The following is an 11,998-nucleotide window of genomic DNA, read 5'->3' as shown; positions in this document are numbered from 1 at the left end:
CCGCCGCTCGGGGCCTTCCTCGCGCGTCGCTCCGCTCAGCCGAGCAGGCGCTGTGCCATCTCGCGGGCCCGCAGCGCCGGCGCGCCGGTGCGCTCCCGCATCGCGGTCACCGTCGCCCCGTCCATCAGCAGGACGAACTGTTCGGCCAGCGCCTCGTGCCGCTCACATCCCGCCGCCTTGATCAACTGCTCGACGTACGCCGTGACCCGGCGCTTGTGCGCCTCCGCCAGCCGGTACACCTCGCTGCTCGGGTCGGCTGTCTCCGCCATCGCGTTGACGAACGCGCACCCGTGGAACCCGTGGCTCCGCGCGCGGTCGGCCAGCGCGTCGAAGACGGCCAGCGGCCCGCCGCCGTGCTCGGCGACAGCCGCCTCAAGCCACGCCAGCCACTGTTCGCCCTGGCGCTGTAGTACGGCCGCGACCAGCGCGTCCTTGCCGGCGAAGTGTCGGTAGAAGGACGCCCGGCCCACCCCCGAGACGGCCAGCAACCGTTCGACCCCGACCGCCTGGATGCCCTCGACGTAGAACAACTCCGCGGCGGCCGTCAGCAGTCGGTCTCGGGCGTGCGTGGGCATGCGGCCACGGTAGCCGACGCCCCGACCCGCCACGCCAACCCCCGCTCACGTCCCTTCCGCCTCCCGGGCTCACCCTCGCCCGGCTGACCGTCGGACCTCGGCGCACCACACGGCCTGCCGAGCCCGGGGGGGCGGGCCTTCCCGGCGGCTCGGGCACCCCTGCCCGCTACCCCGTGTCCGTCCGGGCCGCCGGCGAGACCAGCCCCGACTCGTACGCGGCGATCACGAGCTGGGCCCGGTCGCGCGCCATCAGCTTGCCCATGATGCGACTGACGTGCGTCTTGGCCGTCAGCGGGCTCAGGCCCAACGCCTCGGCTATCTCCGCGTTGTTCAGCCCGCGCCCCACGAGGGTGAGCACCTGGCGCTCCCGGTCGGAGAGCGTGGCCAGCGCGTCGGGGACGGCGGGGGCCGGTGGCAGCGGGGCGGGCAGACGGAGGACGCGGGCGATGAGGCGGGCCGTGGGGCCCGGCGACAGGAGGGCCTCGCCCGCCGCCACGGTACGGATCGCGTCCAGAAGCTCCGCCGGCTTGGTGTCCTTGACCAGGAACCCGGAGGCACCCGCGCGCAGGGCGTCCACGATGTACTCGTCGGTGTCGTACGTCGTGAGGACCAGCACCTTCACATCGGCCAACTCCGGGTCAGCCGCGATGCGCCGCGTCGCCTCGATCCCGTCCAGTTCCGGCATGCGGATGTCCATCACGACGAGGTCGACGTCGACCGCGCGGGCCAGCTCGACCGCCTCCCTGCCGTTGCCCGCCTGGCCGACCACCCGCATGTCGCGGGCCGACTCGACGAGCATCGCGAAGGCGGCGCGCACCAGCGTCTGATCGTCGGCGAGCAGTACCCGAATGGGCTGCGACGCAGTCACGACGCGTCCTCCTCTGTCTGTCCTCTTGCCTCGGAAGTCTCGGACGTCTCGGATGTCACGGATATCTCGGACCGCGCCGCCGCCTGTGCTCCGGAGGACCGTGGCCCGGCCTGCGGCTCGGGAGGCAGGGCCGACCTTGATTCGGGAGGCCGCGCCGCCTTCGACTCGGGAGGCTGGGCCGGCCCCGGCTCGGGTGACGGGACCGGCTGCGACTCGGGCCGGGACGTGGTGCCGTCCGCGGGCTCCGCCTCGGGACGGGCCTCTTCCCTGGCCGCGGCCTTCTCGCCCGCGGTCGCGCTCCTGGCGCCCTTCCAACCGAAGGCCGTGGCCTCGCCGCGCGGCGCGGCCGGCCCACCGCGCGGCGTGCTGGCCAGCGGCAGGATCGCCCGTACGACGAACCCCGGGCCATCCGCCCGCCAGCCGGCCGTGACCGAACCCCCGACGCTCCGCGCCCGCTCACGCATGCCGGCGATGCCGAAGCCCTCGGCCCCGATCGCGCCGGCTCCGCCAGCGCCGGCCGGACTACCGGAGCCGCCGGCACCGCCCGAACTCGCGGCGCCCTGGCCGTCCGTGCCGGACCCGGCCGCGCTCGCGCCGCCGCCAGGCCCCGCACCGCCGCCAGGCCCCGGGCCGGCGCCAGGCCCCAGGCCGGCGCCAGCCGAGGCCCCGTGGCCCTGGGCCGCGCCGCCCGCGCTCGGCCGGCCCGCCGCGCCAACCGCACCGGCGGTGCGGAGCCCGCTGGGGGCGGACTCGCGCGTGGGCGTGGCGGGGTCGGCCGGGGCGCCGCCGCGACGCTGGCCGGGCACCCGTGCCGAGGGGGGCCCGTCATCGGTCACCGTGACGCTCAACGCCTCGCCCTCCGCCCAGGGGTGGGGGACCTTCCGCACGGTCGCGACCGTGCGGACGTCGGGGCCCGCGTGCCGCACCGCGTTGGTGAGCGCCTCCTGGACGATGCGGTACGCCGCCGCCCCCACCGCCGGCGGGACCGTGGACGCGGCGGACGGGGTCAGCGGGAAGTCCAACGTGACGCGGGCCCCGGCCGCCTCGGCCGAACTCGCCAGGTCGGACAGGCCGGCGAGACCCGGCGGCGGGCGGGTGGAGTCGGCCGCCGGCTCGGCCTCCCCGGCCCGCAACACCCGCAGTGTCGTGCGGAGTTCGGCCCGGGCGTCCCGGCAGGTGTCGGCTATCGAGTCCAGCGCCTTGGCGACCGCGTCCCGGTCGAGCCGGTCCGGATCAGCGACCAACACGTGTGCCGCCACCGAGGTCTGCACGCCGATCAGCGTGATGCTGTGGGCCAACAGATCGTGCAGGTCACGGGCGATCCGCAGGCGCTCCTCGGCGACCCGGCGCGCGGCCTCCTCCTCGCGGGTGCGCTCGGCGCGCTCGGCCCGCTCCACGATGGCGGCCACGTAGTTACGGTGCGTCCTGACCGCTATGCCGATCACCACCACGGCCAACAGCCAACCGGAGCTGCGCATCATCTCCGGCAGCGCCTGGTCGTCAGGCGAGTTGGACATCACCACCGCCATGACGCCGACTATGGCGCTGAGCGCCAGCAGCGACCTGCGCGCCGGCGCGCCGACCGCCAGCGCGTACAACGCGACCAGCCCCGCGGGCACCGTGGCGAAGTGGGCGTAGTCCAGCGAGTGGTAGGGGCCGACGGCCAGCACGACCACCACCGTGGTGGCCGTCGGAGCGGTCCTGCGGGGCACCAGCGCCAGGGCGCTCACGATGAGCAGCGCCCAGCCGAAGGCGTCGGGGCGGCTGCCGTCGTTGCGCACGCTCAAGGCCAGCAGGCTCTGGACGACGAGCACCGCCAACGCGAGCGCCACGTCCCACGCCGACGGCCGCGCCCTCGTCCTGGCGGGCGGGCGCCGGTCCTCTCGCAGGGCGGCGGTGAATTCGGTCATCTGCACGGTCCCATCGTGCGGTACGGGCCCGACTTTCGCTCCGTCCCGCTCATCCCTGTGGATAACTCTCGATCACGCCCGCTGGACCTGGCCGTTGACCTGGTGAGCGAGGCGCGGCCGGGTGCGTGCGGACCGGCCATGGCCGCGCCTCCGCGCACGCCGGGAGGGGCGTGCGCGGAGGCGGGTGGGGCTCGCCGGTCACCGGCGAGCCGTCACGCGGTCGCGGCGGCCGGTCGGCAGCCGGCCAGGCGGTCAGGCCGCTCGGCCGGTCGCCCGGGGGCGGCCAGGCGGGCCGTCAGCCGACCGGCTCAGCCGTCCGTTCCGGCGCCGGGGCCGCCGCCGGTCGCGGCGCCTGGCGGCGGAAGAGCTTGCCGGGCCACCAGATCCACCGGTCGAGCAGCAGGCTCGCCGACGTGACCAGGTAGGTGCGGACCAGGAAAGTGTCGAGGAGTACGCCGACCGCGATGATGAAGCCGAGTTCCAGCATCATCGCCATCGGCATGGTCGCCAGCACCGCGAAGGTCGCGGCCAGCACCAGTCCGGCCGAGGCGATCACGCCGCCCGTGGTGTGTAGCGCCGTGAGGGCCGCCTGCGGCGTGCTCGCGCCCTTGATGGCCTCCTCGCGCATGCGGTGCATCAGGAAGATGCCGTAGTCGACGCCGAGGGCCACCAGGAAGACGAAGGTGATCAACGGGAGTCCGGGATCGATGCCCTTGAGGTCGAAGACCGGCTCGAAGAGCAGCCCGCCGAGTCCGGTCGCCGCGCCCCAGACCGCGACCACGGCGGCCACCAGCATCACCGACGCGATCAGGCTCCGCAGCAGGGCTATCAGGATCAGCAACACCGCGAGCATCACCAGCGGAATGACCACCTTGCGGTCGTCCGCGTTGGTCTTCTCCAGGTCGATCTGTTCCGCGCTGGCGCCGCCGATCAGGGCCTTGCCGCCGTCGATGGTGGCGAGTTCGGAGCGGAGCCCCTTGATGGTCCTGACCTCACCCGCCGACTCCGGAGCGTCCTTGGCGAACGCGCTGATCTCCGTCCATCCCTCGCCGCTGCGACCGCGCTCGGCCCTGACGATCCCGTCGTGGTCCTGCGTCACGCGCAGCACGGCGTCCGCGTTGGCGGTGCGGGCCATGATGGTGATCGGCTGGCTGCCCTGCTCGGGATATGCCCTGGCCAGCGTCTGCATGGCCGAGACCGACTCGGGCTTGTTGGTGAAGGTGTCCTCCTGCTTGAGGTCGCCGGGCGCGGTCAGCGCGCCGAGGGCGAGCGCCCCGAGCAGCGCCACGCCACCCACCAGGAACGTGACCGGGCGCCGGCTGACCGAACCGCCCATGGCCGCGAACACGTTGCGCCGCTTGGCGGGCGTGCTGCCGTACGCGGGGATCAGCGGCCAGAACACCCGGCGCCCGAGCAGTACCAGGATGGCGGGCAGCAGCGTCAGCATGGCGGCCAGCGCGCACACAACGCCCGCCGCGCCCACCGGCCCGAGCCCCTTGCTGCTGCTCAGGTCGGCGGCGAGCAGGCACATCAGGCCGGCGGCCACCGTCCCGGACGAGGCGAGCACGGCGGCGCCGCAACCCCGCAGGGCGGCCACCATCGCGTCGTACGGGTGCGGGTAGCGGCGTAGCTCCTCCCGGTACCTGGCGGTGAGCAACAGGGCGTAGTCGGTGCCGGCGCCGAAGACCAGCACCGTCATCACGGCCGAGCTCATGCCGGTGACGGTCACGTCGAACGCCTGCGAGAGCCCGTAGACCACGGCCATGGCCGCCACCGTGGCGGCGCCGACGACGAGCAGCGGCACCAGCCACAGGAAGGGGCTGCGGTAGGTGAGGATCAGCAGCAGGGCGACGACGGCCGCGGTGGCGAACATCAGCGTGCCGTCGACGGTCTCGAAGACCTTGTTCGCGTCGGCGCCGAGACCACCGGAGCCGCCGACCTCCACGCTCAGCCCCTCGGGGTGGTCGTCGACGGCCTCGCGGATGTCGTCGACCGCCTTGTTCTGGTCCTCCTCGTCCGGCATCCCGGCGAGCGACACCCCGTACATCACCGTGGCGCCGTCCTTGGAGTCCACCGCCCGTGGCTGCTGACCGCCGCTGAACTGGTACGCGTCGGCCAGCCCGGCTATGTGCTCGCGGGCGCTCGCCCGGTCGGCCTCGGTCAGCCCGCCGTCACGGTGGTAGACGAGGATCAGGTCGGTGGTGTCGCCGCCCGGCATGCTCTCCTGGAGCTCGGCCACGCGCGTCGAATCGGCGCTCGCCGGCAGGTAGTTGACCGCCGTGTCGTCCTGGACGTCGCCGAGCTTGCCGGCGAAGGGCATGGCCACGGCGATGATGGCGATCCACAGGGCCACCACGGCCCAGGGCACCCCCCGTCGCTGACGCTTGCTCGCGGCGGGGCCCGTCGGCCCGTGCTCCCGCACCGGTCCGCTCTCGCGGGCCGCCCCCTCGCCGTGGCCGCGCGCGCCGCCCCCGCCGGGCGCGGCGCCCGCTCTCCCGCCGTCCGGGCCTGGCGCGTCCCCCGCCAACCCGCTGCCCCCGGTGGTCCGTGCGACCGCCATGCGGGCCTCCCCTCCTGTGCCTGATGTGCTGACACGTCCAGGGTTCCGCGTCGAGGGGCGGTGATCGTCGCCATGGGGAGGGAGATGTCCGGTACTTCGTCGGAGGGCCGCACCCCGGCGCTACTCCCCGGGGAGTACACCCGGCAGCGCCCCCTGCCCCGCGCCGCACGTCGCGCGCGTGCCGCCTACCGGTCTGAACGGGTACGAGACGCGGAGGCGGTCGCGGAGAGGGGACGTGCGAGGTCGGCCGCGAGCACGCCCGTACCGGTCCGGCACCCCGCGCCCCCACGTCACGCCCACGGGCGCCGGCGCCGAACTCCCCTCGCTGGCACGGCGAAAGCTCCCCGCGCCAGGGTGACGTCAAGCGGGGGCAGGGCATCCGGTGGGGCAAGACAAGGCCAGGCGACCGCCGGGCGGGGTCAGGGAGCCGCGTGGGAGGCGGCGAGGAGCAGGCGTGCCGTGTCGTCGGGGTTGAGCGACAGGGCGCGGCCCACCGTTTCCAGCACCGCGCGCTCGGCGGGGCAGTACGCGCCGTCCGCCAGCGCGATGCGCGCGCCCTGCAGGAGGACGCTCTCGCGGCCGGTCGGGGCCAGGTGCGGGGCTAACGGCTCCAGGGCCTCGTGCAGTTCGATGGCCAGCGTCGTGCTCGGGTCGCCCAGGCCGAAGAAGACGGCCGGCGCGTCGCCGCCGATGCCGGGCAGCCGGCCGGTGTCGGCGGCCAGCGCCGCGATCAGGTCGAGCAGTTGGTCCTCGTCGCAGTCCGCGTACCCCGCCGCGCGCACCGCGCCGACGGCCGCCTGGCGCACCGGGCGGGCCTCGGTGCCGCCAGCGGCGAGGACGGCCAGCGCCACCGTGTGCACGGCGTCCCGCAGCATGGCGGACAGCCGCGTGGTGGTGGGGTGGTCCAGGGCCTCGGTGCCGAAGTGCGCGTGGCAGGCCGAGCATTCGACGACGGGCGCCACGGCGCCGCGCGGCAGCAGGGGCAGGGGCAGGGGCAGGCCGAGGAGGACGACTCTGCGGCGTCCCGTACGGCGCCGGTAGTTGCGGTCGCCGCCGCAGGTGGGGCAGAAGAACTCCCCGTCGTCGACCGTGCGCCAGCTCGTGCGGATGCCGATGACGCACAGGCTCCGTTCGCGTGGCTCTCGCGCGTACATCGCGTGGCACCTCCCTGACGCTTCGCACCGCTCCGTTGCGCTGCTTCGACACGCCTCTGCGCATTCGTTACGCATCTGAGAGCAGAGCCGCCGCCTTGACGTGATGTTAGCCACATCCGAGACGCGGCGTCAGTACCCCGTGCGGAGACAACTGTGGTTGCTCCCAGGGGCGTACGCGGGGTAGACGCCGCGAGCCCGGGCCCTGCCTGCCGAAACGGCGTGCGGGGCCCGGGCTCGGTCGGCGACGGGGGCGGGACCGGAACCGGCGGCCGGGAGGTGACCGGCGGTTCCGGTGGGGCCAGCGGGACGGGAGGTGCCCCCGGGGTCAGCGTGCGGCGCGGTTCACCGCGGAGACGACCGCCTTCAGCGAGGCGCGCGTGGTGTTGGCGTCGATGCCGATCCCCCACAGCACCTTGCCGTCGATCGCGCACTCGATGTACGAGGCGGCCTGGGCGCTGGCTCCCTCGCTCATCGTGTGCTCCTGGTAGTCGAGCAGCCGTACGTCGATGCCGATGGCCTGCAGCGCCTGGAAGAAGGCGGAGATCGGGCCGTTGCCCGAGCCGGTCAGCACGGTCGGGGCGCCGTCCACGACCGCCTCCACGGTCAGCGTGTCCGTGCCGTCCTTGTCGGTCGTGGTCTGCCCGTTACGGAGCTGGATGCGCCCCCAGGGGCGGTTGTCGGAGCCGGGCTCGGTCGGCAGGTACTCGTCCTGGAAGACGGTCCAGATCTGGTCCGGGGTGACCTCGCCGCCCTCGGCGTCGGTCTTGGTCTGGATGATCTTCGAGAACTCGATCTGCATCCGACGCGGCAGGTCCAGCTTGTGGTCGTTCTTCAGGACGTAGGCCACGCCGCCCTTGCCGGACTGCGAGTTGACGCGGATGACCGCCTCGTAGGAACGCCCCACGTCCTTCGGGTCGATGGGCAGGTACGGGACCGCCCACTCGATGGCGCCCACCGGCTCGCCGCGCTCGGCGGCCTCGGCCTCCATCGCCTCGAAGCCCTTCTTGATGGCGTCCTGGTGGGAGCCGGAGAAGGCGGTGTAGACCAGGTCGCCCGCGTACGGGTGGCGCGGGTGGACCTCCATCTGGTTGCAGTACTCGGCGGTCCGGCGCACCTCGTCGATCTGCGAGAAGTCGATCTGCGGGTCCACGCCCTGGCTGAACAGGTTCATGCCCAGGGTGACCAGGTCGACGTTGCCGGTGCGCTCGCCCTGTCCGAACAGACAGCCCTCGACGCGGTCCGCGCCCGCCATGACCGCCAGTTCGGCGGCGGCGACGGCGGTGCCCCGGTCGTTGTGCGGGTGCGTGGACAGGCAGATGAACTCGCGCCGGGACAGGTGGCGGCTCATCCACTCGAAGCGGTCGGCGTGCGTGCTCGGCGTGGAGCGCTCGACCGTGGCGGGCAGGTTGAGGATGATCTCGCGGCCGTCCTCGGGCTGCCAGACGTCCATGACGCCCTCGCAGACCTCAAGCGCGAAGTCCAGCTCGGTGTCGGTGAAGATCTCCGGACTGTACTGGTAGCCGAAGACCGTCTCGTCGCCGAGGATCTTCTCCGCGTACTCCACGACCAGCCGGGTGCCGTCCACGGCGATCTGCTTGACCTGCTCCCGGCTGCCGCGGAAGACCACCCGGCGGAAGACGGGCGCCGTCGCGTTGTACAGGTGCACCGTGGCGCGGTGGGCGCCGCGCAGGGACTCCACGGTGCGCTCGATCAGCTCCTCGCGGCCCTGGGTCAGGACGGAGATGGTGACGTCGTCGGGGATCGCGCCCTCTTCGATGATCGAGCGTACGAAGTCGAAGTCGGTCTGGCCCGACGAGGGGAAGCCGACCTCGATCTCCTTGTAGCCCATGCGCACCAGCAGGTCGAACATCTCCCGCTTGCGCGCCGGCGACATCGGGTCGATCAGGGCCTGGTTGCCGTCCCGCAGGTCCGTGGACAGCCAGCGGGGGGCGCTGGTGATGCGCCGCTCGGGCCAGGTGCGGTCGGGGATGTCCACGGCCTCGTACGCGCCGTAGCGGTGGACGGGCATCCCGGACGGGCGCTGGGTGAGGGTCGCGGCCGTCAGGGGCGTGGGGCGGCCCACGGCGTTCTCCGGGCGGGCCTGGCGGCCGGAGGAGGCGTGGTGTGTGGGGCTCGACGGTTCGCCGGTGCGAGAGGTGTTCGATGCGTTCGACATGGTGCGGGGGCTCCTCTTGTCCGCTGGGACCGGCCGACGGGGCGCGAATGTCGCAACGCCGAATCACCGCGGGGAGGGGGTCGGCCTACGACTTACAGGCCCTCGCCGCGGCAGCTAAGGAGAAGCAGCCCGAAACGCATGATGCGCAGCAGCGTAACCGAGCGGCGAGGGGATGCCGTATCCCGTATCACTATGCGGGATGGGCGCTGTCACGCGTTGTACGCGGGCAACCACTCAATCTCGGTAATCGCGACGCCACGCCATGACACGACCACCGGCCGGTGCCACATTGCCCCCATGGACGACTCACGCACGCGCAACCGCCCGCCCGCCGCCGCCCACGCGCCCCGAATCACCTCCCACCACACTCACCACCACGGCGTCTTCTGCACCATCGTCCCCCCACACGTCCTGGACCGGCTGGCCCGCGCCGACGACCCGGCGCTGCACGAGCCGGCCCGCCGCACCCTGGAGCGGGACGCCCTGCAACGCACCAGGCGGCGCATCACCACGGTCCGCGGCATCCGCGCCACCGCGGCCGACCGGGAGGCCACGGACCAGCCGCAGCGGACGATCTACGACGCCGGGAACCGCGAGGAGCTGCCCGGCGAGAAGGTCCGCGGCGAGGGCGATGACCCCGGCCAGGACGCGAGCGTCAACCGCGCCTACGCCGGCCTCGGCGCCACCTTCGACCTGTACCTCAAGGTCTACGGCCGGCGCTCCATCGACGGCGGCGGCCTGCCGCTGGACGCGACCGTCCACTACGGCCAGGACTACGGCAACGCGTTCTGGGACGGCGAGCGCATGGTCTTCGGCGACGGCGACGGCGAGGTCTTCCGGGACTTCACGCTGCCGCTCGACGTCATCGGCCACGAGCTGACCCACGGCGTCACGCAGTACACCGCCAACCTGGAGTACTTCAGCCAGCCGGGCGCGCTCAACGAGTCGGTCTCCGACGTCTTCGGCGCGCTGATCAAGCAGCACTCCCTGGGGCAGACCGCCGACCAGGCCGACTGGCTGATCGGCGCGGAGCTGCTGACCGACCGGGTGACCGGCGAGGCGTTGCGCTCGATGAAGGCCCCGGGCACCGCGTACGACGACGACGTGCTCGGCAAGGACCCGCAGCCCGCCACGATGGACGACTACGTCGACACCAGCGACGACAACGGCGGCGTGCACATCAACTCGGGCATCCCCAACCACGCGTTCTACCTGGCCGCGACGGACCTCGGCGGCTACGCGTGGGAGCGGGCCGGGCAGATCTGGTACGACGTGCTGACCGGCGGCGAGCTGGCCGCCGACGCCAACTTCACCGACTTCGCCCGGTTGACCCTGGCGGCGGCCGAGAGCAGGTTCGGGGCCGGCGACGAGCAGCGGGCGCTCCAGAAGGCATGGTCCCGCGTGGGGGTGGAGACGGCCTAGCCGTCGCGCCGAGCCGTGCCCGGGCCGGTGGCGCCGGCTCGGGCACACCCGCGGGGCGGGGCGGGTAGCGGGGCGCCCCCTCGGCCCGGTAGAGAGGGACCATGCGGATTACCGTCACCAGAACCGGCGGCTTCGCCGGCATCACGCGCCGGGCGGGCCTCGACAGCACCGGCCGGGCCGACGCCCCCCACCTGGAGGAGCTGGCCCGCGCCGCGCTGGCCGACGGGGCGCCAGACAGACCGGCGGGCGTGCCCGACGGCTTCCAGTACGGCATCGAGGTGGACGGCGCCACGGTCTACTGCGCCGACCCGCGACTCAGCGCGGCGCAGCGGGAGTTGATCAGGACGGTGCTGCGGGAGGGGGCGTAACGGGCACGCCCCGGCCGACTACGCAGCGTGCAAACCACTGGCCCGCGCCGCGGGGTGTTGCTTGGATCGCGGCATGATCTCTCACCAACCCACGCTGGATCGCCTGGAGCGGTACTACGACGCGGTGTTACGCCCGCTCGCCCGGGCCGAGGACGTCGGGCCGCTGACCCTGTTCGTCCGCGACGGGGCCGGCTGGCCGCTGTACGCGCGGCCCGCGCTGGGGCTGACGGCGGACGTGAGCGCGGGTGACGTGGACCGGGTGCGGGCCAGACAGCGGGCGCTCGGCCTCCCGGAGAGCTTCGAGTGGGTGGCGGAGACCACGCCCACGCTGCGCGCCGCCGCGGAGCGGTCCGGGCTCGTGGTGCGCGAGCACCCGCTGCTGGTGCTGGGGGCCGGCGCGCTGCTGCCGGTCGTGCGCCACCGGCCCGACGGCGTCACGGTGCGCATGGTGGCCCCGGCCGATCCCGCGCTGCCCAGCGCCCTGACCGTGCCGCACCTCGCGTTCGCGGAGCCCGGTGGCCGGGTCGGCGCGACGGGTCTCGCGGAGTTGGTGGCGGCGCTGCCCCGACACGGCGGGCAGCCGGCGGTGCACGCCACCGTGGAGGGGATCAGGGCCGGGCGGACGGCGGTCGCGGCGGCCGTGGACGACGAGAGCGGGCTCGCGCTGTGCGCGGGCCAGCGGCACGTGGTCGCGGACGTCAGCGAGATCGTCGGCGTCGGCACGCTGCCGGCGGCGCGCCGCCGCGGGCTGGCCCTCGCGGTGACCTCCGCACTGGCGTCGGACGCCCGCGCCCGTGGGATACGCACCGTCTTCCTGTCCGCGTCCGACGCCGAGGTGGAGCGGCTGTACGGGCAGATCGGCTTCGTCCGGGTGGGCACGGCGCTGGTCGCGAGCCCGCCGGCGTAGCGCCGACCCCGGGGCGGTCGCCCGGCACCGGCCGGGACCGCTCGGGGGCGGGCCCGCG

9 protein-coding genes are annotated in these 11,998 nt (G+C 73.9%); 3 read left to right on the top strand and 6 right to left on the bottom strand.

What is annotated here, in order from left to right; all coding sequences use genetic code 11:
- Positions 1 to 35: 35 nt before the first annotated feature.
- The 6 genes from H7H31_RS24905 to leuA form a co-directional block, all read right to left on the bottom strand.
- On the bottom strand, positions 36 to 575 hold the full coding sequence (locus H7H31_RS24905) for a TetR/AcrR family transcriptional regulator (protein ID WP_187062582.1): 540 nt from the start codon (positions 573 to 575) through the stop codon (positions 36 to 38).
- 166 nt (positions 576 to 741) lie between these two features.
- A complete protein-coding gene (locus tag H7H31_RS24900) occupies positions 742 to 1,443 on the bottom strand; it encodes a response regulator transcription factor (protein WP_187062581.1) in 702 nt (233 codons plus the stop codon).
- Positions 1,440 to 3,353, bottom strand: a complete 1,914-nt coding sequence (locus tag H7H31_RS35080; RefSeq protein WP_372456003.1) for a sensor histidine kinase — start codon at positions 3,351 to 3,353, stop codon at positions 1,440 to 1,442. The genes H7H31_RS24900 and H7H31_RS35080 overlap by 4 nt, the downstream gene beginning before the upstream one ends.
- A 295-nt stretch (positions 3,354 to 3,648) precedes the next feature.
- On the bottom strand, positions 3,649 to 5,673 hold the full coding sequence (locus H7H31_RS24890; protein WP_187062584.1) for an MMPL family transporter: 2,025 nt from the start codon (positions 5,671 to 5,673) through the stop codon (positions 3,649 to 3,651).
- A 659-nt stretch (positions 5,674 to 6,332) separates the two neighbouring features.
- Complete coding sequence (locus H7H31_RS24885; RefSeq protein WP_187062580.1) at positions 6,333 to 7,067, bottom strand: TerB family tellurite resistance protein; 735 nt, start codon at positions 7,065 to 7,067, stop codon at positions 6,333 to 6,335.
- Positions 7,068 to 7,392: 325 nt separating this feature from the next.
- The gene (gene leuA / locus H7H31_RS24880) at positions 7,393 to 9,243 is read right to left on the bottom strand and encodes a 2-isopropylmalate synthase (protein WP_232110065.1); all 1,851 of its coding nucleotides are present in this window, start codon (positions 9,241 to 9,243) and stop codon (positions 7,393 to 7,395) included.
- 297 nt (positions 9,244 to 9,540) lie between these two features.
- On the opposite strand from leuA, the gene H7H31_RS24875 reads away from it, so the two are divergent.
- The 3 genes from H7H31_RS24875 (at position 9,541) to H7H31_RS24865 (ending at position 11,940) form a co-directional block, all read left to right on the top strand.
- Positions 9,541 to 10,665 carry a M4 family metallopeptidase gene (locus H7H31_RS24875; protein ID WP_187062579.1) on the top strand — a complete coding sequence of 375 codons (1,125 nt, stop codon included), beginning with the start codon at positions 9,541 to 9,543 and terminating at the stop codon, positions 10,663 to 10,665.
- A 101-nt stretch (positions 10,666 to 10,766) separates the two neighbouring features.
- Positions 10,767 to 11,033, top strand: coding sequence for a protealysin inhibitor emfourin (locus tag H7H31_RS24870; protein ID WP_187062578.1), 267 nt, complete (start codon positions 10,767 to 10,769; stop codon positions 11,031 to 11,033).
- A gap of 73 nt (positions 11,034 to 11,106) precedes the next feature.
- Positions 11,107 to 11,940, top strand: a complete 834-nt coding sequence (locus tag H7H31_RS24865) for a GNAT family N-acetyltransferase (RefSeq protein ID WP_187062577.1) — start codon at positions 11,107 to 11,109, stop codon at positions 11,938 to 11,940.
- The last annotated feature ends 58 nt before the right edge of the window (positions 11,941 to 11,998 follow it).

This window comes from Streptomyces buecherae, from assembly GCF_014295035.1.
Classification (GTDB): Bacteria; Actinomycetota; Actinomycetes; order Streptomycetales; family Streptomycetaceae; genus Streptomyces; species Streptomyces youssoufiensis.
Note: the sequence above shows the minus strand (reverse complement) of the source record. Positions and strands in the feature narration are given on the sequence as shown.